Here is a 26,355-nt window from a genome sequence, read left to right as displayed (position 1 = left end):
TTAGCAAAGTTAATACTTTATTTGTTTGCTTTGCTGACACAGTTTAAATTACAGCCTCAAAGAAGGATTTTATCCGGTTTCATCATCGCTTCTACAGCGTATCCACTATCCTGCGTTGCTCTTCAAAAAAGACGATGCGGTCTTTCTCGCCACTTCTTGAAATCAGGGTAGAAGTCCGGATCAGAGATTGCATCCATTTTTTCATTCGCTGGAAGATAGCTTCATCCGGTGATGTAGCGTCGTTCAAAGTAAAAGATTTGATCATTGTCAGGTGGCAGTGCTGTGTCTCCACATAACTGTAGCTGGTCTCAAAATTCACACTGCTGACAAAGAAATGGACATTCTTACCTTCTGTCCAGGAACCTTTGGCTGCAAGCGCCTCCATATCATCCAGAAACACCATCAGTTCCTTTTTCAGAGCCGCTATCTCTTCACGGGTTATCAGGTAAATGCTGGCAAAATATTTAATGTCATTCACCAGATAGAGAAAAGTCATACTATCCATGATATGATAAGCGTTGGCGGCCTGGCGCGCCTCCACAACGATCTCGCTGTTGATCAACAACAACCGGTCGGGCAATACGATCTGGCTGAATTTAACAGGCATAACGCTGCCGCACTGGTACATCCATTTAAAAAGATAGAACTGATAAATATGCCTGTATCCCAATACCAGCGACTGGGGAAGAATATTCAAAGCTCCTCCTACTTCCGAATCGGGATCATCTCCGAGATATCTCAATTCATCGACAAAATGTTCAAGCATATCATAATCCTCTTCGCTCGGATTAAGGAAATTCACCATTTTCAACTGGAACGGCCTGCTTTTACCCGAGGCACAACCAATGATATGATCCAGCGAAATATCCAGCTTATCGGCAATAGTCGCTATTTCAAAAATAGTGAAAGGCACATCGCCCCGCAACCTGCGGTAGACGGCTTCCTTTTCCAACATCAAAAGATCGGCCAAGTGATTTGTCAGTTTTCCTCTTTCCGGGAACTTCTCTTTAATGGCCGCTACAAGATTTTTATACAATAGGTCATTCTTCATAACATAATCATTTTTTCAAATTTGGTCTTCAGTTCCCGGCGTTTACGCTAAAAAATACACTTCTGTTCTCTACAAATATAGAGAAAAACTTTTGATTATGTTCCTGTTATACCAGCTTACGGCTATTATTTTTATTTACAAGGCAAAGTAAACCAGAACTTTGACCCTTTGCCAGGCGTTGAATCTACGCCGATCTCCCCACGCAGGGCCTTAACGATCGTTTTACAAATAGATAACCCGAGTCCCGTTCCCTGCCTGAAAGAGTTTATTTTGGTAAAGCGTTCGAAAATAGCTTCAACATGTGCCGGAGAAATACCGATGCCGGTATCACTTATCTCAAACAGCACATGATCTTCTCTCACACTGTATGAAAGGGTTATATAACCTTGTTCAGTAAACTTGATAGCATTCGAAAGTAAATTGGATATTACCTGGGTCACACGCTTAGGATCCGTATAGAGTATTTTATCCGGCAACGCATCCAGGTCACAGACCATAGTAACACCTTCCTGGACTTTCAGGGAATGCACCTTATATTGCTCACTGCATATTTCCTTTATATTGACATCCGCCAGTGAATAGTCCATTACTCCGGACTCGATCTTTGAGAAATCCAGGATATCCGTTATCAGACGAAGGAGGAGATCGCAGTTTTTATTGATGATCTTCACATATTCCTCTTTCTCTTCCACATTGTCCATTTCAGCAATAATACCGGAAAAACCGACAATCGCATTCAGAGGTGTACGGATCTCATGGCTCATATTGGCCAGGAAAGTAGATTTCAACTTATCCGCTTCACGTGCTTTTTGCATTTCCAGTTCATTCCTGCGTGATTCGTCACGAGCTTGTTGCAGCTTCTCCTCCAGTTGTTTCTCGCCCGTTATATCTGTTATATAACAAACAACTTTGCTGGGATGCCCGTCCTTATTTATTTTATGTGCCTGTGCATTGATACGTATCCAGGTCGGCACTTCTTGAACGAACATTTTACAGACAAAACTACAGCTATCGATATCACCGCGAACGACCTGTAAAAGCGGCTCCATATTATTCGTCGGAATTTCACTGAACCGTCCCAGGTTCCACAACTCCTGAATAGACAGATAATTATGTGTTTTCAGGTAATTGAACAAATGATTCGGACTGGAATGATCGTTCAGCACAGGATCGATATATAATTCATCTTCTTCCACACTATACTCACCGACTATCGAACGTCCGGATAAAAGCACGGCCTTCAATATAGCCAGATTGTTTCTGGTTTGTTCCGCTTTGATCTGGACATCCGTATTATCAGAGATGATAAGCAGATATCCCACCCGTCCGAACTCCGGATCGTTCAGGCTGATCCCTTTCACCTGCAGATATTTGATCTGGTCGACAAAAGCCGACGGATAATAGCTACTGTTTTGTATGATACTGAAATCATAAACCAGAGGAAAACTGAAAGCCCGCCCGCTCCTGACATTCTTCAGGAGCTTTTTAGGAACAGCCGGATTCTCAAACAGATTAACCCCCAGAAGATCTTTACGTGTAGAACCGAAGATACGAACATCGGCTTCGTTGATATCGATCAGATATCCTTCCGAGTCATACAATTCGACCCCGATAGGCAGATTGTTGAAGAACTGTTTGAATTTAGTACTGAGTTCCGCCAGATGTTTCCGGGATTCCTCCAGACTGGCTTGTGTCTCCTTGCGCTCTATTATAAGAGAAAAGATACTTGCTATAATATGCAGGTCTTCCATTTCCGTACTCGTCCAGGAACGCTGCACACGCACCGAGTCAAAACCGATGAATCCCTGTATTCTATTATGAAAAGAGAGCGGGATCATCAGCATGGATTTTAGTCCCTGAAATTCAAGTAACTTCTTATCCACTTCCGCTTCAGGAGGCAGATCGTCCATGCTGCACATGACAATATCACGACCACTCTTCACGGTCTTCATGATCCAGGGGATCGTTTCGTCCGTCAGTTCCGAATGATTCTCTTTGGGAACCTCCACCCATCTGCTCATTACCTCGCAGGGAAAATAGGCTGTCCGCCCGTCTTTTTCAAAGATGGCTACATATCCCCAGTCTGCATCGAAAAAGTTCATCAGCAAACTCATGGCTTTCTCTATCGGCTGTTGTTCCTCATTAAACAGCAATACAAGTACTTCGGAAATAATACGTTTGATATTTGAAGCTTCTGTAAATGAATTTCCGGCATTCGCTTTCTCTCTATTGTCTTGTGCTTCCAATAATTGTATTAGTTCTTCTTTGGACAATTGGTTATATTTGTTTTTTGTTAGCGTCGACATCATACGGTGATACTTTATAAACGCAAAAATATTGAATAGTTTTGATTTTTAAGGCATTTCAAGAGACTAATTCATCATTTGACATGTTAAAAGTCACACAGAATCGTCCGGCAAACGGATTCTTTAGAACAATTATGCTTTTAATCATAAGAGGGTTCACCGTAAAAAGTTATATTTGCATGTTCTAATGTAGACGATTTTAAATATGTTGAAGCAACAGTTACAACAAAAGTTACAGCAAAAGCTCTCTCCACAGCAGATCCAGCTAATCCGGCTTCTGGAACTTCCCGCTATCGAGCTGGAAGAACGTATCAAGCACGAATTAGAAGATAACCCTGCACTGGAGGAGGGGAAAGATATTGCAGACGACTTTGAACGAACTGACGACGAGGGAGTTGACGATATATCTACAAACGAAACAGAGGCAGACCTCTCGCTCGGAGATTATATGAGCGAAGACGATATACCGGACTACAAGCTCCGGGAGATAAGTGAGAAAACCGAACGCAAAGAAGACATTCCCTTCTCCGTAAGCCAATCGCTGAACGAATATCTACTCCAGCAACTCGGTTTGCGCGACCTACCGGAAAAAGAAGTTAAAATAGCCGAATACATTATCGGTAACATAGACGACGACGGTTATCTGCGCCGCGAACTCTCCGCCATTGCCGACGACCTGGTCTTCCAGGCAGGGCAAGACGTGAATGAGAAAGAAATAGAAGAAGTCCTCGCGATCATACAAGATTTCGACCCAGCCGGGGTCGGTGCCCGTAACCTGCAGGAATGTTTATTGCTGCAACTCGACCGGAAAGAACCGACGCCGGGAACAGATATGGCGATCCGTATCCTCACCGAATATTTTGAAGAGTTCACCCGCAAGCATTACGACAAGATCATGCGTGGTCTCAACATCAGCGAGGCAATCCTTAAAAAGGCTATTCACGAAATAATTGCTCTCGATCCTAAACCTTGCAGCAGCTGGGGTGGTTCTATGGAAGTAGCCATGAGCCAGGTCATTCCGGATTTCCTGGTCGAAGCTATAAACGGCGAGCTGATCCTGAGCATGAACAACCGGGACATTCCCGATCTGCGGATCAGCCGTGAATATGCGGAAATGTTTCAGGACTATGCAGGCAATAAAGCCAACCAGACGTCCAAGATGCGTGAAGCCGTACAGTTTGTAAAACAGAAACTAGACTCCGCCCAATGGTTTATCGATGCCATCCGGCAGCGTCAGGAGACATTACAACGCACTATGGAAGCGATCATCCTCCTGCAACGGGACTTTTTCCTGACAGGTGACGATGCTACGCTGCGCCCGATGATACTGAAAGATGTGGCCGAACGTGCAGGATACGATATATCGACCATTTCAAGGGTTAGCAACAGCAAGTATGTTCAAACCAATTTCGGCATCTACCCTCTGAAATTCTTCTTCTCCGAATCGATGCAGACCGACAGCGGCGAGGAAATATCCACCCGTGAGGTGAAGAAGATCATGAAAGAACATATAGACAGTGAGGATAAACGTAAACCGCTTACCGACGAGGAACTTACCACGATCCTGAAAGAGAAAGGTTACGTAATCGCCCGCCGAACAGTGGCCAAATACAGGGAACAACTCGATATTCCTGTTGCAAGGCTTAGAAAAGAAATCTAAATTTGAAGCATTATGAGATTATTTTCAAATATAATATCCGGAATGTTCCACCCGTTACTGATGGTAACGTATGGAGTCATACTGGCATTGTCATTCACATACCTGGCGATCTACCCGCCCACCATGAAAATGTTCCTGGTTGGCGGAGCATTCCTCTCGACTGCTGTCGTACCGGGTCTTTTCATCTTCCTGATGGTCCGCAACGGAGCCGCCGGCGACCTGGAACTGACGGACCGCAAAGAACGGGTCGTTCCTTACCTGATCATTATCACCTCCATAATGGTCTGTATCTTTTATATGTACAAAATGATGATCCCTTTCTGGTTCCTGTCGCTGCTGATGGGTGCCTGTGTCGCTTTGATCCTCTCGCTGTGCATTAACTTTTACTGGAAGATCAGTGCCCATACCCTGGGTATCGGAGGACTTCTAGGGGGTATCATGGGGGTTGCCCGCATCCACCTGATAAATCCTTACTGGGGATTCATCATCATACTCCTGGCAGCCGGGCTGGTCGGTACTTCGCGTATCTTTTTGAAAAGGCATACTCCTATGCAGGTATATGCCGGCTTTTGTCTCGGTTTTATATGTACCTTTGTAGCCTCATTATTGAGTTATATCTATTTATTCATCTAATAAAAACACTAAAGTTATGAACTTTCCTGCTGATTTAAAGTACACAAAAGATCACGAATGGATTCGTGTTGACGGCGCCGTTGCCTATGTTGGTATCACTGACTACGCCCAGAGCGAATTGGGCGAAATCGTTTATGTAGACATCACTACAGAAGGCGAAGTAGTTGCCAGAGAAGAAGTTTTCGGTACTATCGAAGCTGTAAAGACTGTTTCCGACCTGTTCATGCCGGTAAGCGGAGAAGTGATCCAGGGCAACTCTGAACTGGACGACAAACCCGAACTGGTGAACGAAGACGTTTACGGAAACGGCTGGTTGATCAAGATCTCCATCTCCGATCCTTCTGAACTGGACGACTTGTTGTCTGCTGCTGAATACGAACAATTGATCGCAAAATAAATGACACCTGTAGTAAGTATTATCATGGGCAGTACTTCCGACCTGCCCGTAATGGAAAAAGCGGCCAAATTGCTGGACGAGATGGAGATCCCGTTCGAAATCCATGCGTTGTCTGCACACCGTACCCCGGCAGAAGTAGAAGCTTTTGCCAAAGGAGCCAAAGACCGCGGTATCAAAGTTATTATTGCTGCGGCCGGTATGGCAGCGCATTTATGCGGAGTGATCGCTTCTATGACTACCCTTCCGGTAATCGGTGTTCCCATCAACTCTACACTCGACGGCATGGATGCCTTGTTGGCTATCGTACAGATGCCTCCGGGAATACCTGTTGCCACAGTCGGTATCAACGGAGCACTAAACGCCGGAATCCTGGCAGTTCAGATGCTTGCTGTTGGAGACGAACAACTTCAGGGTAAGCTGGCCGACTACAAGGAAAATCTGAAGAAAAAGATCGTAAAAGCAAACGAAGAGTTAGCAAAAGTATCTTTTAAATACAAAACGAATTAATTAGTCGACAGTTGACAAGTGACAGTTGACAGATTTCACGCTGCCGGAACTGTCAACTGTCAACTGTCACTTGCCAACTGGAAAAATGGAACATTTTTTTAATTACAGTCGCCGTAAATCATCTGTTGTCAATATAGGAAACACTCCGCTGGGAGGTGAGAACCCGATACGTATCCAATCTATGGCCAATGTATCCACCATGGATACCGAAGCATCCGTCCGCCAGGCCATCCGTATGATCGATGCCGGAGCCGAATATGTACGTTTCACTGCACAGGGTGAACGGGAAGCCCGTAATCTGGGCGAGATCCGGAAAGAGCTGAGAACGCAGGGATACACCACTCCTCTTGTTGCCGATATCCATTTCAACCCCAGGGCTGCCGACGCCGCAGCCGAAGAGGTGGAAAAAGTACGCATCAACCCCGGGAACTATGTTGATAAAGTAAAAACATTTGACCTTCTGGAATATACCGACGAAGAATATGCCGCCGAATTACAGAAGATACGCGACCGTTTTGTCCCTTTCCTGGAGATTTGTAAAAAACACGGAACCGCCATCCGCATTGGCGTAAATCATGGTTCACTATCCGACCGTATCATGAGCCGGTATGGTGATACCCCTGAAGGAATGGTAGCCTCCTGCATGGAATTCCTGCGTATCTGCCGGGATGAGAATTTCCCGGACGTGGTGATTTCCATCAAAGCCTCCAATACGGTAGTCATGGTACGTACCGTACGCCTGCTCGTCCGTACCATGGACGCAGAAAACATGCACTATCCGCTTCATCTGGGAGTGACCGAAGCCGGTGACGGCGAAGACGGCCGCATCAAAAGCGCTGTCGGCATCGGTACCCTGCTGACCGACGGAATAGGCGATACCATCCGCGTATCCCTCAGCGAAGATCCCGAGGCAGAAATACCTGTCGCCCGCAAACTGGTCGATTACATATTGGAACGTCGGGAGCACAGGCCGATCGCTGCCTCTCCCGCCCCCGGATACGACCCGGTAACAGCCACACGCCGAATCAGCCGCATAACAGAAGCTATCGGAGGTAATTTCCCTCCTGTCGTTATCTCTGACCGAAGTAACGGCGATTTTGAATTTGACTACTCTTCCCTGCCCGACTATATTTACATCGGCAAGGAAGACCCGGACAATCTTCCGGACACATTCCGCCTGCTGGTAGATGCCCATTTCTGGAAAGAACGTCCCAACGCATACCCTTATTTCATCGCTTCCGAAATAGAAGAGATGAAAGAGTTCAACTCTCCGCTGAAATTCATCCGTCTGACCTACAATGACCTGACAGATCAGACACTGGAGATACTGAAACAAGATAAAACAACCGTGGTAGTCCTGAGTACCCACCACCGGAACGGTGTCGGATCACAACGTGCCGCCATGCACAAACTACTGGTTGCCGGTTGCGATATCCCTGTCGTCCTGCACCGCGACTATCACGAGACAGACAAGGAGACCTTACAGCTAAAAGCGGCTGCCGATTTCGGCACATTGCTGCTGGACGGTTTCGGCGACGGCATCATGATTCATAATCAGAGGATCGAAGCTTCATGCATCGACAGTTACATGTTCGGTATCCTGCAGGCAACCCGTTCACGCATCAGTAAGACAGAATATATCTCCTGCCCGAGTTGCGGACGTACACTCTACGACCTGCAAACGACCATTGCCCGCATCAAAGAAGCTACCTCACACCTGAAAGGGCTGAAGATCGGCATCATGGGTTGTATTGTAAACGGTCCCGGAGAAATGGCAGATGCCGATTACGGCTATGTCGGTGCCGGACGCGGACAGATCAGCCTGTACAAAGGTAAAGAATGCGTGTTGAGAAACATCCCCGAAGAAGATGCAGTAGAACGTTTAGTTCAGTTAATAAAAGAGAACGGAGACTGGCAGAACTGATATTTGTACTATCTTCGTCCCTCAAAATCAAGATATAATAATGGAAGTAAAGATAATTAATAAATCCCATCACCCACTCCCTGCCTATGCGACAGAATTGTCTGCAGGCATGGATATTCGTGCAAACCTGACAGAGCCTGTAGTGCTGAAACCATTGGAACGCAAATTGATCCCGACAGGATTATATATTGCTTTGCCGGAAGGATACGAAGCACAGATGCGCCCCCGCAGCGGCCTGGCCTTGAAACATGGTATCACTCTACTGAACACACCGGGAACGATCGATGCAGATTATCGCGGTGAGATCGGTATTATCCTGGTCAACCTTTCCTCCGAGCCTTTTACCGTAAATGACGGAGAACGTATCTGTCAGATGGTGATCGCTACTTTCAACCAGGTAAGCTGGAAACCGGTGGAAGTGCTCGACGATACCGAACGCGGCGCCGGTGGCTTCGGACATACCGGGAAAGAATAAACGGACATCGTATGTGATACTATACGACTGCCGTATACACCTTTATACGATGACCGTATATGATTATCGTATAAAATTAGATACGTGATAAATATAGAAAACGAATATATGCTGAAACAAGTAATATACGGGATACTCTTTTCACTCTTCCTGCTTACCGGGATCAATTCGCTGCATGCAGAAGAAACCCGGAAAGAAACTCCCACTAAGGCTAAAGAATTAAATGATGCTGAACGGAGAAAATTCGACTATTTCTTCTTTGAAGGACTGAACCTGAAGACTGCCGGAAAATTCGATGCCGCTTTTGATGCATTCAACTACTGTCTCGCCATTGACTCTACAGCATCTCCTGTACTGTACGAACTTTCATCGTTCTACGTGCAGATGAACCGCCCGGAAAAGGCAGTCGATATGTTACAGCGTGCAGTGGACAACAGCACAGACAACTTCACTTACCGGATGGCTTTGGCTACAATCAGCCGCAACCTGGGTATGTACGGAGAAGCTGCTGCAGAATACGAGAAACTGGTGAAAGCCTTTCCCGGAAAAACCGAACTGAATTACTACCTGGCAGAAGCCCTGACCCAGGAAGGTGAGATCGGCAAAGCGATCGATGCTTATAATGCCCTCGAATCGTCCATCGGCATGAACGAAGCTCTTTCCATGCAGAAATATAAACTATACACCCAACTGGAGCAATCGGATGCCGCCTTCAAAGAAATAGAGAAACTGGCAGCCAAATATCCGATGGAGGCACGCTACCAGATCATCCTCGGAGACCTGCACCTGGAAAAGAACGACACGGTAAAAGCCCGTTCTTATTATGACAAAGCCCATGAGATCGATCCGGGTAACCCCTATTACATCGTATCCATGGCCAACTATTACGAAGCGACCGGCAATAAAGATGCTGCCGAAACTCAGATACGCAATGCCTTGATCAACGAGAAGCTGGATGTAGAGACCAAAGTCGCCATCCTCTCCCGTTATATCCTGAAACTGCAACAGACGCAGAAAGGAACGGATAGTGCCAATACTCTGTTCCAGACCTTGCTGGAGCAGCATCCCGAAGATACCGACCTGAAACAGATGTACGGCAGTCTTCTGATCGCACAGGGTAAAACAGACGAAGCCCGTTTCCAGTTCCAAATCGTCACAGAGATGGAGCCAGAGGATGCAGCAGCCTGGCAGCAATTGCTGAACATGTCACTGAAAGCCGAAGATATCCCTGAAGTAATCCGTATCTGTACCAAATGCCAGGAACTATTCCCGGATGCCCCCGAATATTATTTCTACCTGGGTATTGCCTATTATCAGCAGGAAAAATATCAGGAGGCCCTGAACACCTATTATGCAGGTATCAACATTATCCCGGCGGAGAATCCGCGGTTAAAGTCGGACTTCTACGGTCAGATCGGCGATATCTACTATCAGATGAAACAGATGGACCAGACATACAAAGCATACGACGAGGCTCTGAAATATAACGACAACAACATCGTTGTCCTCAACAACTATGCTTACTTCCTGTCCCTGGATAAAAAGGACCTGAAAAAGGCAGAACGTATGAGCGCACAATGTATCAAGCTCGAACCGGACAATGCAACTTACCTGGATACATACGCCTGGATTTTCTTCGTACAGGGCAACTATACCCTTGCCAAGATATACATCGAAAGCGCACTGGAAAAAGATACGACCAAAAGTGCGGAACTGGTAGACCATTACGGGGATATCCTGTTTATGACAGGAGACAAGGACGGTGCCATAGCTCAATGGAAGAAAGCCCGTGAAATGGGAAAAGAAAGCGAGACACTCGACCGTAAAATCATAGAAGGTAAATATATCGAAGAGGAGGAGGCCAAATGAGAACCCCGTTAATAAAGCGAGTACAACTGCCAGCTCTTGTGATTCTGTGTTTCTTGCTGATCCTGTCCGGCTGTAAATCATCCAAGAAAGTCGGAACAGTAGCCTCCGGAAGTACCAAAGCACACGACGAGTTCTTTGAAGCGATGGAAGAGCATTCTTTTCAGTTCAATACGATGACCGCCCGTCTGAATGCGGAACTGAAAGGCACTAAAAACAACATGAGTTCACGTGTGGACCTGAAGATGGTCAAAGACAGTGCATTTCAGTTATCAGTCCAACCGTTTCTGGGTATCGAAGTTTTCCGTGCCGAATTTACAGTCGACAGCATAAAGGTAGTAGACCGCATGAATAAACGGTATGTAGCCGAACGCTACGCCGATCTGAAAGGACAGACCCCGATCGAGTTCAACTTCTATAACCTGCAGGCATTGTTCACCAATCATATCTTCCTGCCCGGAAAACAGTATATCGAGCCGAAACAGTTCAAACGCTTCAAGCTGAACCAGGAAGGTTCGACCGCAGAGATCAAGATCAAGGATTCTATCGGATTGCTTTATACATTCTTTGCCGACGGTGAAGAGAAGTTACTTTCCACCTATATCACCGACCCGTCCGAACAATACGCTCTGCAATGGGATTATACAGATTTTCGCCTGACAGAAGGACAACCGTTCCCGATGCTGATGGACGTACAAGTCCTGGCAAACGGTTCCTCACAGGGAGGGATCGCTTTCCGCTTCTCCCGCATACAGACAAATATTCCGGTAAACCTGGACTTTTCCATTCCGGCTAAATATAAACGTATTACCTTTGCACAGATCATAAAGTCAATCAGTAACAGTCAGAAATAGAGATGAAGTATATTTGGTTTGTCATATTCACGTTATCTGCCCTGACCGCCTTCGGCCAGAAGTCCGCCCGGGTGAGACAGCTTGAAGAACAGCGAAAAAAGGCGCTGGCCGAAATCGAGATGACAAACCAGCTATTGCAGGAAACGACCCAGACGGCGCAGAACTCTCTCAACCGTCTGAATCTTCTTTCACAACAGATCCTCTCCCGAAAGAAAGTGATCAGCCTACTCAACCAGGAGGTAAGTGAACTGGATAACCAGATCACCGCATCCCGCCGCGAAATCACTAAACTGGAAAAGGAACTGGACGGAAAACGGAATAACTACGGCAAGTCCGTGCAAAGCATGTATAAACGGCGTAGCTCGCAAGACAAGCTGCTCTTTATTCTCTCTGCCGATAATTTCGCCCAATCCATGCGCCGCATGCGTTATCTGCGCGAATATGCCGACTGGCAAAAGTTACAGGCTACCGAAATCATTGACAAACAAACCGAGATAACCCTCAAACAGAAAGAACTGGAAAAAACACGTTCCGAAAAGAATGCACTGCTGGGCACCCGCGAACAGGAAAGCCAGAAACTGCAGACCGAGGAAACCAGCCAGAAAGCCGAAGTGCAGCAACTCAGCAAGAAACAAAAGGAACTGAAAGAGGAACTCCGTAAGAAACAACAACAAGCCAACGCGCTGAACCGCCAGATCGAAAAACAGATTGCCGAGGAAATAGCCCGTGCCGAAGCAGAAGCAAAGGCTGCCCGCGAACGTGAGCGCCGTGCCCGTGAAAAAGCGAAAGCGGAAGGCAAAGAACCGGTCAAAGAGCCTGTACAGGAAGAACGTGTTGCCGAAACCAAAGGCGGCTATGCCATGACCAGGGCGGAGAAAAAACTTTCCGACGACTTTGCCGGTAACCGTGGCCGCCTGCCATTCCCTGTTGCAGGACGTTACACCATTGTCGGCACTTTCGGCGAACAGCAACATCAGGAATTAAAATATGTACGTACCAACAATAGCGGTATCGACATTCAGACTACTCCGGGAGCTGATGCCCGTACTGTATTCAATGGCGAAGTGACCCGCGTGTTCGTTGTTCCGGGCTACAACAACTCTGTCATCATACGTCACGGTAACTACCTGACCGTTTACAGTAATCTGAGCCAGGTGTATGTAAAAGCCGGCGACAAGGTCAGCACCCGCCAGGCTATCGGCAAGATTTTTACCGATACGGAAAACGGCAATGCCACGATCCTGCATTTCCAGCTTTGGAAAGAGAAGACCAAACTCAATCCGTCTCCGTGGCTCGACTAAACCGCTTTAACATATTTTAGGCGCACCGCCTCGCCAATGGCAGCGAGGCCTTCTCACTAACAGTAGTGCGGGTGTGTCGCTACCACCAGTTAGGCATGCTCGCCAACAGCAGCGAGTGCAGGCCGCCTATATTTTCCTTTTTCAATCGGATTACGTACCTTTGTCACCGACTTTCAAAAAGAAAAATTATGTATTTGACGCTCTTTCTAACTTTCCTAAAAATAGGTGTGGGTACAATAGGCGGTGGATATGCCATGTTGCCGTTGATACAGCGGGAGGTAGTGGACCGCGGCTGGTTATCAAAAGAAGATTTCATAGATTTGTTCTCCGTCGCACAGTCATTACCGGGGATCTTCGCTGTAAATATCTCCATCTTCGTCGGCTATAAACTGAAGAAAAGTATGGGAAGCGTAGTCTGTGCCCTCGGTACGATCCTGCCGTCTTTCCTGATCATCCTGCTGATTGCCACGTTCTTTACCCAAGTTCAGGATAACGAATGGGTGGAGAAGATATTTAAAGGTTTACGCCCAGCCGTCGTGGCGTTGATCGCCGTACCGTGTATCACTACGGCACGTTCCATCAAATTGACTTATGTTTCGATGCTGATCCCTGTTGCTGCCGCGTTGCTTATCTGGATGGGAGGAGTTTCGCCGGTATGGATCATTCTGGTAGCCATTGCCGGAGGATTAGTGTATGGTTTAAAGATAAAGAAAAATTGATATGATCTGGTTACAGTTACTTTATGTCTATCTGAAGATCGGAATCTTCGGTTTTGGTGGCGGATATGCCATGCTCTCACTGATACAGGCAGATGTTGTAGACCGTTATAAATGGATTTCTCTACAGGAATTTACGGATATCGTGGCCATCTCACAGATGACGCCAGGCCCCATCGGGATCAACAGTGCGACTTATATCGGTTACACCGCCATTCACAACGCCGGATATTCACCGTTCATGGCTGTTCTCGGTTCGTGCCTGACCACATTTGCCGTGTGTCTGCCGTCGTTCATACTCGTATTGGTCATCTCTTATTTCTTCGCCAAGTTCAAGAATAATAAATATGTCGTTGCCGCTTTCACAGGCTTACGACCTGCAACTGTAGGACTGATAGCCGCTGCCGCATTAATGCTGATGAACAAAGAAAACTTCATCGATTACAAAAGTTTCCTGATCTTTGGTGCCGCCTTTATCCTTACCTGGAAGTTCAAAGTTCACCCCATCCTGATGATTGTATTGGCAGGGGTTGCGGGGTTGATATTGTACTGGTAACCAGGAAATCATCCTGTATCTCTTGGGTTGGAAACATTTTTTGATCAAATCTTCGTTCATCATATTATGATATTTACTCCGTAAAGGAGTGTCGTTTCACTTCCAGTGATCCTGTTCTGTTTTCCTATCCTATAACGAAAGCCCCGACAGAAAATTCCGCCGGGGCTTTGTTTTGCCTGTCTTCGCTCTTCACAGAGCTAGAACAGAAGAACTTTATTTCATTACTTTAGTATTAATACTGACCGCTTGTTCGCCTGTCGCAGGGTAATTGATTCCTTACGGAATCACGCAGTCAACTCTAATTTATTGATTATAAATGTCTTATTTTACGATAGCTTTAACTGTTGTTTCTCCTTCAACAGCTACTACAACTACACCTGCAGGAGCTTTGATAACAGCGTCATCAGAAGTGATAACAGTATTAGCAATTGTCTGACCCAGCAGATTGTTGATAGCTACTCTCTTACCTGCTGCACCAACAATTGTGATCTGACCTTCGCCAGCAACAACCTTCACAGCAGAAGCATTGATTTCATCGTTAGCTGTAATAGTACCTTCTTTGCCAACTTCGATTTCAATTTCACCTACATTATCACCAACGAACTGAGAAGTAGGAATGAATTCTTGTGCTAACAAAGTTTTACCATCAGCAAACAGACAAGGATGATAAGCAGTAACTGTTACATCATACAAGCTATTCGGCTTCATGTTCTTAACATTTACAGTTAAGTATTTGCCATCCTTCGTATAGTTAGCTTCGTTACCAGCATGAATTTTTACAGATTCTGCACCATCAACCAAGTTGAACTCTACGTTTTCAGGACCTTCCCACCAATAAGAAGCATTACCGTTACCATCAACTAAAGAAGTATTGATAGTTTCCCAGTCAGTGATATTGAATTCACCCTGGTTTTCAGGCATACCATTATAAGCCTTACGAGCTAAGTGAGCACCAGCTTCACCGAATGTGAAGACGTCGATCTGATTTTCACCTTCCATCAGATATACATTATAACGATACTGATCGCTAATTGTGATGTTTACAAGGTTACCTGCGTTTTCATCTGTACCCTTCTTATCGCGGAATTCACTGATGATCACAGCACTGTTTGTCCAACCGCCTTGCAGATTGAATGTATTGATAGTTGTATTCTTGAAGTGACCATAATATACTTCTTCGTCACCAGCTTTATCTGTACGAACTACTTTCAGATAATAGTTAACAATCATTTTAGGATTGATTACTTTACCTGTACCGTTGAACAACTCTACAGACAAAATATCGTTATTCTGGTTAGAACCTTTACTCTTAGCCAATACTTCAGACATGAAGACATTCTTAGATGTATTCTTCGGAGCCAAGTGACCTACCTGTACTACATAATAGTCAGCACCCGGAATACCTTCCCATTTCAAGACAGCTGTTGCACCGTCGATATCACCGTGTACCATCGGTTGCAATACAGGAAGTTCATCTCCAACAGTCGGTTCTCCAGCAATTGCCAAATCATTCGTTAAGCAGTTAGCCTCTACGATCAATACATTTTCTTTTGCACATGCTGTAGCAGCGGTCGGAGCATACTTAACAGTAGCAGTAGTAGTGAAAGAACCGTTCACATCAACCTTCACATTTGCCGGAGCTGTCAAAGTAAATGGGTTATCATAATTTACTGTACCCAAAGAAACCTTAATAGCTTCTGTTGCAGTCAGCGGGTTAAATTCTTTACCTTCGATAACTACATTCACATTAGCTTCTTCATCTACATTAGCAGTAATGTCTCCCGCAGGAGTGATTGTAATTTCCGGTTTGTAAATGAAACCATATACTCCACCTTCGTTTACATAGTGCATATAATTAAACTGTTCTAACGGATTCAACTCACCGTCTGTCCAAGTCATTACATTTTCGTTAGACTTAACAGTGAATAAATCTTCAGCTCTATGCATAGCTCCATTTTTAGTAGCCTGGTTGAATGTTACAACCACTAAACCTAACACTTCACCATATTGGTTTGGAGTCAGTTTATCAACGGCTGCACCATCATTCAACATATCCTTGATTACATAAGTAAATGCATTCGGATATGCGCTTACATTCGCTTTACGAGTTACATTAACTACTTTTTCCAAGTTGTAACCAGCTACGTAGAATGAGTCTACTGCCAATGGGTTTACGTAATCACATTCGTCCTGATATACTTTACCAAAGTATTTCTGGAATTCAGGATATACTAAGTTCGGTAAATTTGTACCAAATGAAGGACGATAAGAATTGTGCATTTCTTCGATGAGGCTCAAATTATTGATATTACTCCACAGATTAGCACGAGTATCACCATATAAACCTGCAACTACGCCAACACCACATAACGGGCAATTACTTTCAGACTCAACACCTACAGCCCAAACTTGCAATTCATATGTATCAGGATTCCATTCCTTAACATTTGCTTTTTCAGGATCTAGGAAACCATCCTTATTCGGAACGAACTGTACATAAATAGGAAGACCTTCTTCACGGAACTGTTTCATCTTAGCATCGTCCAATGTATTGATGCTGATTTCCAATGTATCCGTATTGTTGTTTACCCAAGCAGCATCTTCACTCAATTTGAAGCGGAATTCCTGGTTATCTGTAGCATTCTCATTATTTCCACTAAGATTCAGATTCTGCAAAGTTATACGAACTTTAGCGATACCGTCATTTCCTGTAGGTTTCAATTCGCTACCATGCAACACCAATTTCTTAACACGTGAAGCATAACGAGAGTTATCCAATGCATCTTTCTTATTATAAGGAGCAAAGAATACATTGTCGGCAGTATAACGACCTACTGTACCGTCAAAGTTTTCGCCTTCATAAGTCAGCCACAATGCGCCAACTCTAGCAGCAGCCAATGTCCAGCCGAATTTTCCATAAGCATCAAAACCTAACGGTTTGTAGTCTGCATTCACTGCGATTTTCCATGCTTCTTCACGAGTGATGTCGTTAGTCCATTCTCTCAACGCTAAAGTCAATTTAGAACCTTCTTCTATTACACCACATGAAGAATATTTAATACCGTCAGTTATTTTCACTTTACCATATGAAGTCCACTGATCAGAAGTCATCTTTTCATATGCCAAGAAATCCATCGGATATGTTTTCTGATCAGGAATATTCTTACCCACAACTTCTACTTCTTGTGTCTGGCAATTTTCATTGAAAAAGATATGATCTTTAGCGAAAGCTAATTCAGGAACAGAGTTTGCAGAAATTAATCCTGTTTCAGCAGACAAACGGATAGGATTCAATACATCTGTTTCTGGTAACTTAGCAGCATATTTTCCAGAGAAAGTAGCGATTGATTTCGGTTGGAAATCATATGTTACTTTATCTTCCAACTTAGCGCCATCTGATTCTTTTTCAAATTCAGCACGAACAACATCGTTGTTATTTGTTACGTTTGTCCATACAAAAGCATTTTCAGCAGTTGTTTTAGCAGGTAATTTAACATTTTCTGCGCTCAACGCCAAAGTACCATTTGTACAGCTAATTAAGCCTAAACCAGCTTCGAAAGATGTTACATCAGCAGTCAAAGCCAAAGTCGGTTCGTCGAAATTCATCTGGAAACCACTAACAACCAATGCCGGAGCAAAATGGCTCTTAGAAGCAGTCTCTTCTACATCCTTAATTTCAACAAAATCAGACCACAAGGTCACCTGGATCAACTTGTTATCCAAAGAACCTTCAATAAACATCCTTGCATCAGTAATCGGATCAGTTACAACATCGAACAAATTGATTACTTTATCTTCTACATCAGCAGCTCCTGTTTTAAAGATTGCACCGTCAGATTTAAATTCAGCATCAGCAGAAGCAGAACCATTTTTCAATATTTCACTTCTCTTTACTGGATTACCTTCCAAATCAAATACAGCAACTTTAATATGCCAATCTGCAGAAGAAGTTGCAGCCAAACCGAAGTTCTCAGCACTTAACTTAACTTTCAGTTCACGTACATTTGTCATATACTTAGTTGACAAATCGAACATCAACTCACCACTCTGACTGTCACCCAAGAAGATTCCTAAAGAGTCAGTACCACTTTGCCATACCGTAGTAGTGGTATAATTGTTTGTCGGCTTTTCGGTAATATTAGGATAATATACATCATCTACGTCCTTATTAAAAGCACGGAAATAAACACCATTACCCCAAACTTTCTTTCCATCTACAGTTTTTAAAGCCTTACCAGGGAAACCCGGTAGAACGTCATTGCCTTCGGCTTCATACAAAATAGGTTTTTGAGCAGCAGTCAAACCCGCGTATTCGGTGGCAGCCCATGCAGGAGCATTTTCTACCTGTCCAAATACCGATGCTGTGCCCAAAACTAACATAGCACTAATAGTTAGCACTTTTGTTTTAGTAAAGTTTCGCATACGAATTCTTTTTTAATTAATACTTTATTTATATGTCTCAAATTTGATTGATTCTATAATAATGACTAGAGAAAACGTTCCTTTTTTCTCGTCATTTTTTAGGTAGTATTTTGCCTTGGTAATAAGAAGTACTATTTTTGTACTCTAATTGCTATTCAATTGATAAGAAAGAGGATAGGATTGAAAAAAAATTATGAGAAAGAATTGTAGGTTTAAAACTTATACCTAACTTTGCTGGCGAGAAAAAAGGAACGTTTTTTTTAGTCATTACAATAACCACTCTAGCCTTATATTTCAAAGCGTATATAAATTATCACCCTCGCAAATATTTAACTCGATGCTTATTCGTCTAAAATGGATGCCTACCCGCCAAAACCCCGATCCCTACTCATTTTCAGGTCGATTAGCACTCGTTGGGTAAAAGGTGTTTTTTGAAAAGAGATTGTTAACTATCGTTAATCGCATCAAAAACGACTCATCCGATCTCCGAATCACTCGATATTCTCTGGGAATAACCACAACAACCCCGATATTTGTGTCGATTGCTTTCCTCAGATAGTTTTTATAATCATCGTTTCAGGCTTCATCCCTTTTAAACATTTGATATTTAATAAGTAACACTGAAAGGTCTGCAAATGGTACACCCGCCTGAAAAAGCAGCCCCAGCACCTTCGAAAGAATAAACATCCGTTATTTGTTCACTGCCTACTTGTTCGGAAAAACATAGGCATCAGCACGAAGAAATATGTACGCTTATTTGTCGGACTAAAGGTCTGAGTTTATTTCTTTTTTACTGAAGCCTTCAGCCCTAATCCATTGAAAATAAAAGTGTGATAGAGAACTGAAAGCTGAAAGGTGATTGTAAAAAAATTCTTGTAGGTGGTAAAAACGATAGGTGTGACCGATAGTATCATAGTGTTATCCCGTCAGCACTACTGTGCTACCATTGCTTAGACTACTATGCTATATCAAGGGAGACTATAGGGCTATCTGGAATTATATCTCATGCAAAAAACAGATATTTATCCACACTGATTAAACCTTTTTTTATCTCTCTTGTCTATATCTCGATTGAGTTGTGTATATTTACATGCCTATTGATAAGTTTTTAAAGTAGATACCATTGAAAATATGACGAAGAGAGTGAAGTGGGGCGTTACCGCCGCAATTTTTCTGATGATTGCAGGAATGATTGCTTATCCACAGATTAAGAACCAGTTGACAGCATCCGGTAAGGATTCCAATGTGGTTCCCGCACCGGGAACAAACGTACGTAAACAGGTGCTGAACATTAACGCTGAAGTATTGAAATTCCAATCGCTGACCGACAAAGTAATCAGTACAGGCAGTATCATTCCCGACGAAGAAGTAGACTTATCCTTCGAATCGTCCGGAAAAGTGGTGAATATCTATTTCACCGAGGGAACACATGTAAAAGCCGGTGACCTGCTGGCCAAGATCAATGATAAACCCTTACAAGCCCAGCTCAGGAAACTGGAAGCCCAGATTCCTCTGGCAAAAGACCGGGTATACCGCCAGCGCACTTTGCTGGAGAAAGATGCGGTCAGCCAGGAAGCTTATGAACAGGTGACTACCGAATACGAAAAGCTGATGGCCGATATCGACCTGGTGAAAGCCAATATCCTGCAAACCGAACTGCGTGCTCCTTTCGACGGCATCATCGGTCTGCGTTCAGTCAGTGAAGGTGCTTACGTGTCTCCTACCACCGTCATTACCAAGCTGACTAAAATATCTCCGTTGAAAATCGAGTTCTCCATCCCTGAAAGATATGCGAATGATGTGAGTAACGGGACAATGATCGTTTTCCGCCTGGAAGACTCGAACGGTATCATGCGCGACTATAATGCAAAAGTATATGCGGTCGAGAGTAAAATGGACATGACCACCCGTACCCTGAAAGTACGCGCTACCTATCCGAATACGAACGAAGCGATTTTCCCCGGACGTTACACATCCGTCGAGATCACCAAACGCGAGATCAAAGACGCATTGGCTATCCCAAGCGAAGCGTTGATCCCGGAAATGGGAAAGAATGTCGTTTACCTCTACAAGAACGGGGTAGCCGAACCGGCAGAGATCGAGATCGGTTTGCGTACCGAAAGCCATCTACAGGTGCTCAAAGGTATACAACCCGGCGACACACTGATAACTTCCGGTGTGATGCAGCTCCGTACCGGCATGAACGTAACTATTGATAATCTGTATTAAACTCCCCTATGGCAAATATATCGGAAACCAGTATAAACAGGCCGGTTCTTTCGACGGTAATGATGCTTATCATCCTGCTGTTCGGTATGATCGGCTACAAGTTCCTGGGGGTTCGCGAGTTCCCCAGTGTGGACCAGCCTATTATTTCGGTAAACGTGTCCTATCCGGGAGCGAATGCCGAAGTTATCATGAACCAGATCACGGAACCGCTGGAGCAAAACATCAACGGTATCCCGGGTATCCGTTCACTAAGTAGTGTCAGTAGCCAGGGTAGCAGCCGTATCACCGTAGAGTTCGAACTGTCGGTGGATATGGAAACGGCAGCCAATGACGTGCGCGACAAGGTTTCGCGCGCCCAACGGTATCTGCCGCGCGACTGTGACCCGCCTACCGTAGCAAAAGCGGATGCCGATGCTACCCCTATCATGCAAATCGGTGTACAAAGTAACCGGCGCTCGTTGATGGAGTTGAGTGAAATAGCCGAACTAACCGTAAAAGAACGCTTACAGACGATCTCGAATGTGAGCGGTGTAGATATATGGGGACAAAAACGTTACTCCATGCGCTTGTGGCTCGACCCGATCAAGATGGCAGGTTATGGTGTTACCCCTTTGGATGTAAAAAACGCAGTAGATGCGGAAAACGTGGAATTACCCTCCGGTAGCATCGAAGGAAATACGATCGACCTGTCTATCCGTACCCTGGGTCTGATGCATACAGCGAAAGAGTTCGATGACCTGATCGTTAAGGAAGATGCCAACAATATCGTCCGCTTCAAAGATGTCGGACGCGCAGAACTGGCACCGGAAGACTTGCGCAGTATCCTGCGTAAAAACGGAGAACCGATGGTAATCTGTGTAATCGTGCCCCAGCCGGGTGCCAATCATATCGAGATTGCCGACGAGGCTTACAACCGTATCGAACAGTTGAAAAAGGACTTGCCGGAAGATGTATCGATCGAAATGATTTACGATAACACCCGTTTCATCCGCGCGTCCATTGCCGAAGTGGAAGAAACGATCTATGTGGCATTGGCACTGGTGGTATTGATCATCTTCCTGTTCCTGCGCGACTGGCGTGTTACGCTGGTTCCCTGCGTGGTTATCCCCGTATCGTTGGTCGGTGCCTTCTTTGTCATGTACATCTCCGGTTTTTCCATCAACGTATTGACCATGCTGGCAGTCGTACTCTCGGTAGGACTGGTGGTGGACGACGCAATCGTGGTGGCGGAAAACATCTATGTCCGTATCGAACAAGGGATGAATCCGAAGGAGGCGGGTATAGAAGGTTCGAAAGAAATTTTCTTCGCGGTAATCTCAACGACCGTGACGTTGGTATCGGTATTCCTCCCGATCGTATTTATGGAAGGGATGACCGGACGTTTGTTCAAGGAGTTCAGTATCGTGATCGCCGGCTCCGTGACGATTTCTTCATTTGTTGCCCTGACCTTTACTCCGATGCTCGCTACCAAGTTACTTCGCAAGCGGGAAAAGAAGAACTGGCTGTATGTAAAAACCGAGCCTTTCTTCGAAGGGTTGAACAATCTTTATGCCTGGTCGCTTAACTATTTCCTGAGCCATAAATGGTGGGCTATCCCTATCGTGATCATTATGTTCGGTTCGATCGGCTATTTCTGGAACACGATCCGTTCTGAACTTTCACCGCTGGAAGACCGCTCTTCCATCTCCATCAATATGCGTGCCCAGGAAGGGGCCACTTTCGAGTTTATCCGCGACTATTCCGACCGGATTGCAGAACTTGCCGACTCCATTGCGCCGGAGCGTAAGTTCCTGACAAACCGTGCATCCAGTAGTAATGCCAATATCAGCGTGATTCTTCCGGATATCAAAGAGCGCGAGCGTTCACAAATGGAAATAGCAGAAAAACTCTCGGCTGCCGTACGGAAAGAAACGCAGGCACGTGCCTTTGTCCAGCAGCAGTCTACTTTCGGCGGACGACGCGGAGGTATGCCTGTGCAATATGTGCTACAGGCGCCCAGCCTGGAAAAGCTGGCGGAACACCTGCCTGAATTCATGCAAAAAGTAAATGAAAGCCCTGTCTTTCAGATGGCGGATGTGAACCTGAAATTCACCAAGCCGGAAACACGCATCGAGATCGACCGTGACAAGGCTTCCTCCCTGGGAGTCAGTACGCGTAATATCGCCCAGACATTACAATATGCATTGAGTGGACAGCGTATGGGGTATTTCTATATGAATGGCAAACAATACCAGATATTGGGCGAGATCAACCGCCAGCAACGTAACACACCGCTCGATCTGAAGTCGATCTATGTGCGGAGTGACAACGGTTCAATGATCCAGCTGGATAACCTCGTCACTCTGCTTGAGGACGTGGCACCGCCCCAGTTATATCGCTACAACCGTTTTGTTTCGGCAACAGTATCCAGTGGTCTGAACAAAGGATATACGATCGGCGACGGCCTGGACGAAATGGACCGTATCGCGGCTGAGACACTGGACGGAAGTTTCCGCACAGCTCTTTCCGGCGAATCGAAAGAGTTCCGCGAAAGTTCTTCCAGCCTGATGTTCGCCATGATCCTCGCCTTGTTAATGATCTACCTGGTACTTGCCGCCCAGTTCGAGAGTTTCAAAGACCCGTTTGTGGTGATGTTCACCGTACCGCTTGCCATTGCCGGAGCTTTGATATTTATGAGCTACTCGGGTATTACAATGAATATATTCAGCCAGATCGGTATTATCATGCTGATCGGTCTCGTGGCGAAGAACGGTATCCTGATCGTGGAGTTCGCCAACCAGCGCCAGGAAGCGGGATTGAGTATGGCGGAAGCAATCCGTTCAGCTTCTACACAGCGTCTGCGCCCGATCCTGATGACCAGTGTATCCACCATTCTCGGATTGGTTCCGCTGGTATATGCAAGCGGTGAAGGTGCACAGGGACGTATTGCGATGGGTATTGCCGTAGTAGGCGGTATGTTGGTTTCAACATTCCTTACCCTGTTTATCGTTCCGGCCATGTATAGTTTTATTTCAACAGACAGAGCAAAAAAGATATGAAAAAGGTCTTATTAATGATACTGGCTGTTTCTGCTACCCTGAGTGTCGAGGCACAGGAAGTATACAGCCTGAAACAATGCATCGAAACCGGATTGGAACGGAACTATTCCATCCGTATCATACGCAACGAGCAACTGATCAGTAACAATAACGCGACACTGGGTAATGCCGGTTATCTGCCGACGGTAGATATGAGCGGCGGATTCAGCGGCTCGGTCAACAACAACCGTAACAAATTAGCCGACGGTACGACCGAGAAGCAAAACGGTGTCAAAAACGAGACGGGCGACATCGGACTGAATGTGAACTGGACCGTGTTCGACGGCTTCGGCATCCAGGCAGAATATGCACGTCTTAAAGAATTGAAGCGGATGGGTGAGCTGGATACGCGCCTGACGATTGAAGATTTTGTCGCAACGCTTTCAGGCGAATATTACAACCTGATCCGCCAGCATATCCGATTGCGCAACCTGCGTTCTTCTCTCGACCTCTCCCGTGAGCGTGTACGTATCGCGGAAGAGCGTTACCACATCGGTTCCGGATCACGTATGGACCTGCAACAGGCACAGGTCGACTTCAATGCCGACAGTTCAAATGTTCTGAATCAGTTGGAAGTAGTTCATACTTCCCGTATCCGGCTGAACGAACTCATGGCGCTTGATAATATAGACGAACAGATCGCCTTGAAAGATTCAGTAATACGTCCGAACATCTTTCTGGACGAAATAGATCTCTGGCAAAGTACCCTGGCATCGAACGCCTCTCTGTTGATCGCCCAAAAAAACCAGTCACTCTCCGAACTGGATTACAAAAAGGTGAAAAGCCGTGACTACCCGTATGTAAAACTAAATGCCGGTTACGGCTACACCGCTAACTGGTATGAAGTCGGCACAACCGACCTGCAGCAACGTCTGGGGCTAAACTACGGACTGACAGTCGGCCTGAATCTGTTCGACGGTCTGAACCGCCGACGCGAACGCCGCAACGCCCGTATTCAGATCGAAAACAGTCAGTTGAAGAAACAGGAACTCGAACTGGGCCTGCGTGCCGACATGAGCAACCTGTGGATGGCTTACCAAAACAACCTGGGCCTGTGGAACCTGGAAAAAGCCAATGTCGTCGTTGCCCTGGAAAATCACCGTATCGCGATCGACCGCTACAAACTGGGAGAATTATCCGGTATCGAACTGCGTGAAGCCCAGATAAGCTTGCTGGAAGCAGAAGAAAGGCAATCCATCGCAGAATACTCCACCAAGCTATGCGAGATATCTCTCCTGCAACTAAGCGGCCAGATACTGACCTATGTGGCGCCGGAGCCGGAGAAAGCCAGTTTTTAAAACAGTCGGCAACCAAATAAGAACAACCTATGAGATACAAGATTCTAATACTACTGATCATTCCTCTGTTCGTCTGTTTCGATAACCAGGCTCAGAAAACGGTACGGCTGGGTATCATCGGCCTGGATACATCACATGCCGATGCTTTTATCAAACTGATAAACAATGAACAACCTGATCCTGATTATGCAGGTTTCAAAGTAGTCGCTGCCTATCCGTATGGCTCCCGGACTATCGAATCCAGTATAGCACGCATAGCTGGCTATACTGAAACCGCTAAAAAGCACGGTGTACGGATATCTTCGTCGATTGCAGAACTGCTACAACAAGTGGATTGCGTACTGTTGGAAACCAACGACGGTACCTTACATCTTGAACAGGCAACCGAAGTGATAAACAGTAAAAAAGCACTATTCATCGATAAGCCTGTAGCAGCCGGTCTTTCTGACGTATTGGCGATCTACAAATTAGCAGAAGAAAAGCAAGTTCCCGTATTTTCTTCTTCCGCACTACGTTTTTCTTCTCGTAACCAACTTTTGAGAGGCGGAAACGGGCCGGAAGGGAAAGTCGTAGGTGCCGATTGTTATTCCCCTTGCATAAACGAACCTTCACATGCCGGTTTCTTCTGGTACGGAATACACGGAGTTGAAATATTGTACACACTTATGGGAAAGGGATGTCAATCTGTTTCCTGCACTTCAAATACAGATTCCGACCTGGTTGTAGGGGTTTGGGAAGACGGACGTATCGGAACATTCAGAGGCGTAAGGAACAGTGCTCATACATACGGTGGAACTGTTTTCTGTGAAAAAGAAGTAACGCAGGCAGGAGGATATGAGGGATATGAGGAATTATTAAAATCTATCCTTACTTTTTTAAGAACCGGCATTGCTCCCGTAGAGAAAGAAGAAACAATCGAGATATACACATTCATGGAAGCAGCCAATGAAAGCATACGCCAAGGTGGCAAGCCTGTCAGTATCAAAGATGTATACAGAAAAGCAGTATCTTCCATAAATAAAGAGCAAGAGGTTATCCCGAATTAACCGGATAACCTCTTTTTATATTGCTGATATTTCAGAC

General features: G+C 45.3%; 18 protein-coding genes. 15 read left to right on the top strand and 3 right to left on the bottom strand.

Annotated features, from left to right (window positions below; translation table 11 throughout):
* Positions 1-91: 91 nt before the first annotated feature.
* Together DWX23_RS19515 and DWX23_RS19510 are read right to left on the bottom strand one after the other, a co-directional pair.
* Complete coding sequence (locus DWX23_RS19515) at positions 92-1,051, bottom strand: helix-turn-helix domain-containing protein (protein WP_122375682.1); 960 nt, start codon at positions 1,049-1,051, stop codon at positions 92-94.
* Positions 1,052-1,182: 131 nt separating this feature from the next.
* On the bottom strand, positions 1,183-3,360 hold the full coding sequence (locus tag DWX23_RS19510; RefSeq protein ID WP_122375681.1) for an ATP-binding protein: 2,178 nt from the start codon (positions 3,358-3,360) through the stop codon (positions 1,183-1,185).
* A gap of 202 nt (positions 3,361-3,562) precedes the next feature.
* Between DWX23_RS19510 and rpoN the strand changes: the two genes are divergently transcribed.
* The 11 genes from rpoN to DWX23_RS19455 all read left to right on the top strand — a co-directional run bounded on the left by rpoN (position 3,563) and on the right by DWX23_RS19455 (position 14,246).
* On the top strand, positions 3,563-5,017 hold the full coding sequence (gene rpoN, locus DWX23_RS19505) for an RNA polymerase factor sigma-54 (protein WP_122375680.1): 1,455 nt from the start codon (positions 3,563-3,565) through the stop codon (positions 5,015-5,017).
* Between the two features lie 12 nt (positions 5,018-5,029).
* On the top strand, positions 5,030-5,650 hold the full coding sequence (locus DWX23_RS19500) for a hypothetical protein (RefSeq protein WP_122353133.1): 621 nt from the start codon (positions 5,030-5,032) through the stop codon (positions 5,648-5,650).
* Between the two features lie 16 nt (positions 5,651-5,666).
* Entirely contained in the window at positions 5,667-6,047 is a 381-nt protein-coding gene (gene gcvH / locus DWX23_RS19495) for a glycine cleavage system protein GcvH (protein ID WP_122353134.1), read from the top strand.
* Positions 6,048-6,554 (top strand): 5-(carboxyamino)imidazole ribonucleotide mutase, encoded by a 507-nt coding sequence (gene purE, locus DWX23_RS19490; protein WP_122353135.1) that lies wholly within the window; start codon positions 6,048-6,050, stop codon positions 6,552-6,554.
* An 85-nt stretch (positions 6,555-6,639) separates the two neighbouring features.
* Positions 6,640-8,478 carry a 4-hydroxy-3-methylbut-2-en-1-yl diphosphate synthase gene (locus DWX23_RS19485; RefSeq protein WP_122375679.1) on the top strand — a complete coding sequence of 613 codons (1,839 nt, stop codon included), beginning with the start codon at positions 6,640-6,642 and terminating at the stop codon, positions 8,476-8,478.
* Between the two features lie 40 nt (positions 8,479-8,518).
* The gene (gene dut / locus DWX23_RS19480; RefSeq protein WP_122353137.1) at positions 8,519-8,953 is read left to right on the top strand and encodes a dUTP diphosphatase; all 435 of its coding nucleotides are present in this window, start codon (positions 8,519-8,521) and stop codon (positions 8,951-8,953) included.
* 108 nt (positions 8,954-9,061) lie between these two features.
* Positions 9,062-10,822, top strand: coding sequence for a lipopolysaccharide assembly protein LapB (locus DWX23_RS19475; protein WP_122375678.1), 1,761 nt, complete (start codon positions 9,062-9,064; stop codon positions 10,820-10,822).
* Positions 10,819-11,673, top strand: a complete 855-nt coding sequence (locus DWX23_RS19470) for a DUF4292 domain-containing protein (protein ID WP_183670468.1) — start codon at positions 10,819-10,821, stop codon at positions 11,671-11,673. The genes DWX23_RS19475 and DWX23_RS19470 overlap by 4 nt, the downstream gene beginning before the upstream one ends.
* 2 nt (positions 11,674-11,675) lie before the next feature.
* Positions 11,676-12,974: a murein hydrolase activator EnvC gene (locus DWX23_RS19465; RefSeq protein WP_122353139.1), complete on the top strand. Its 1,299-nt coding sequence runs from the start codon at positions 11,676-11,678 to the stop codon at positions 12,972-12,974.
* Positions 12,975-13,162: 188 nt separating this feature from the next.
* A complete protein-coding gene (locus DWX23_RS19460) occupies positions 13,163-13,693 on the top strand; it encodes a chromate transporter (RefSeq protein WP_122353140.1) in 531 nt (176 codons plus the stop codon).
* Between the two features lies 1 nt (position 13,694).
* A complete protein-coding gene (locus DWX23_RS19455) occupies positions 13,695-14,246 on the top strand; it encodes a chromate transporter (RefSeq protein ID WP_122375677.1) in 552 nt (183 codons plus the stop codon).
* 321 nt (positions 14,247-14,567) lie between these two features.
* Here DWX23_RS19455 and DWX23_RS19450 read toward each other — a convergent pair whose 3' ends face one another.
* Positions 14,568-18,668, bottom strand: a complete 4,101-nt coding sequence (locus DWX23_RS19450) for a DUF6383 domain-containing protein (protein WP_122375676.1) — start codon at positions 18,666-18,668, stop codon at positions 14,568-14,570.
* A gap of 1,131 nt (positions 18,669-19,799) precedes the next feature.
* Between DWX23_RS19450 and DWX23_RS19445 the strand changes: the two genes are divergently transcribed.
* The 4 genes from DWX23_RS19445 to DWX23_RS19430 are packed head-to-tail and all read left to right on the top strand — an operon-like array spanning position 19,800 to position 26,318.
* Positions 19,800-20,897 (top strand): efflux RND transporter periplasmic adaptor subunit, encoded by a 1,098-nt coding sequence (locus DWX23_RS19445; protein WP_122375675.1) that lies wholly within the window; start codon positions 19,800-19,802, stop codon positions 20,895-20,897.
* Between the two features lie 8 nt (positions 20,898-20,905).
* The gene (locus tag DWX23_RS19440; RefSeq protein WP_122375674.1) at positions 20,906-23,935 is read left to right on the top strand and encodes an efflux RND transporter permease subunit; all 3,030 of its coding nucleotides are present in this window, start codon (positions 20,906-20,908) and stop codon (positions 23,933-23,935) included.
* Positions 23,932-25,272, top strand: coding sequence for a TolC family protein (locus DWX23_RS19435; RefSeq protein WP_122375673.1), 1,341 nt, complete (start codon positions 23,932-23,934; stop codon positions 25,270-25,272). Before DWX23_RS19440 ends, DWX23_RS19435 begins: the two co-directional genes overlap by 4 nt.
* A 29-nt stretch (positions 25,273-25,301) precedes the next feature.
* Positions 25,302-26,318 (top strand): Gfo/Idh/MocA family protein, encoded by a 1,017-nt coding sequence (locus tag DWX23_RS19430; RefSeq protein ID WP_122375672.1) that lies wholly within the window; start codon positions 25,302-25,304, stop codon positions 26,316-26,318.
* Positions 26,319-26,355 lie beyond the last annotated feature (37 nt).

The sequence above is a fragment of the Parabacteroides sp. AF18-52 genome, from assembly GCF_003479145.1.
Taxonomy (GTDB): Bacteria; Bacteroidota; Bacteroidia; order Bacteroidales; family Tannerellaceae; genus Parabacteroides; species Parabacteroides faecis.
Note: the sequence above shows the minus strand (reverse complement) of the source record. Positions and strands in the feature narration are given on the sequence as shown.

What these genes read in the sequence shown, in the direction of transcription:
- rpoN (WP_122375680.1), top strand. Translation starts at nt 3,563, where the DNA reads ATGTTGAAGCAACAGTTACAACAAAAGTTACAGCAAAAGCTCTCTCCA.
- DWX23_RS19475 (WP_122375678.1), top strand. Translation starts at nt 9,062, where the DNA reads ATGCTGAAACAAGTAATATACGGGATACTCTTTTCACTCTTCCTGCTT.
- DWX23_RS19510 (WP_122375681.1), bottom strand. Translation starts at nt 3,360, where the DNA reads ATGATGTCGACGCTAACAAAAAACAAATATAACCAATTGTCCAAAGAA.
- DWX23_RS19445 (WP_122375675.1), top strand. Translation starts at nt 19,800, where the DNA reads ATGACGAAGAGAGTGAAGTGGGGCGTTACCGCCGCAATTTTTCTGATG.
- DWX23_RS19470 (WP_183670468.1), top strand. Translation starts at nt 10,819, where the DNA reads ATGAGAACCCCGTTAATAAAGCGAGTACAACTGCCAGCTCTTGTGATT.
- DWX23_RS19485 (WP_122375679.1), top strand. Translation starts at nt 6,640, where the DNA reads ATGGAACATTTTTTTAATTACAGTCGCCGTAAATCATCTGTTGTCAAT.
- DWX23_RS19465 (WP_122353139.1), top strand. Translation starts at nt 11,676, where the DNA reads ATGAAGTATATTTGGTTTGTCATATTCACGTTATCTGCCCTGACCGCC.
- DWX23_RS19460 (WP_122353140.1), top strand. Translation starts at nt 13,163, where the DNA reads ATGTATTTGACGCTCTTTCTAACTTTCCTAAAAATAGGTGTGGGTACA.
- DWX23_RS19455 (WP_122375677.1), top strand. Translation starts at nt 13,695, where the DNA reads ATGATCTGGTTACAGTTACTTTATGTCTATCTGAAGATCGGAATCTTC.
- dut (WP_122353137.1), top strand. Translation starts at nt 8,519, where the DNA reads ATGGAAGTAAAGATAATTAATAAATCCCATCACCCACTCCCTGCCTAT.
- DWX23_RS19440 (WP_122375674.1), top strand. Translation starts at nt 20,906, where the DNA reads ATGGCAAATATATCGGAAACCAGTATAAACAGGCCGGTTCTTTCGACG.
- gcvH (WP_122353134.1), top strand. Translation starts at nt 5,667, where the DNA reads ATGAACTTTCCTGCTGATTTAAAGTACACAAAAGATCACGAATGGATT.
- DWX23_RS19500 (WP_122353133.1), top strand. Translation starts at nt 5,030, where the DNA reads ATGAGATTATTTTCAAATATAATATCCGGAATGTTCCACCCGTTACTG.
- DWX23_RS19515 (WP_122375682.1), bottom strand. Translation starts at nt 1,051, where the DNA reads ATGAAGAATGACCTATTGTATAAAAATCTTGTAGCGGCCATTAAAGAG.
- purE (WP_122353135.1), top strand. Translation starts at nt 6,048, where the DNA reads ATGACACCTGTAGTAAGTATTATCATGGGCAGTACTTCCGACCTGCCC.
- DWX23_RS19450 (WP_122375676.1), bottom strand. Translation starts at nt 18,668, where the DNA reads ATGCGAAACTTTACTAAAACAAAAGTGCTAACTATTAGTGCTATGTTA.
- DWX23_RS19430 (WP_122375672.1), top strand. Translation starts at nt 25,302, where the DNA reads ATGAGATACAAGATTCTAATACTACTGATCATTCCTCTGTTCGTCTGT.
- DWX23_RS19435 (WP_122375673.1), top strand. Translation starts at nt 23,932, where the DNA reads ATGAAAAAGGTCTTATTAATGATACTGGCTGTTTCTGCTACCCTGAGT.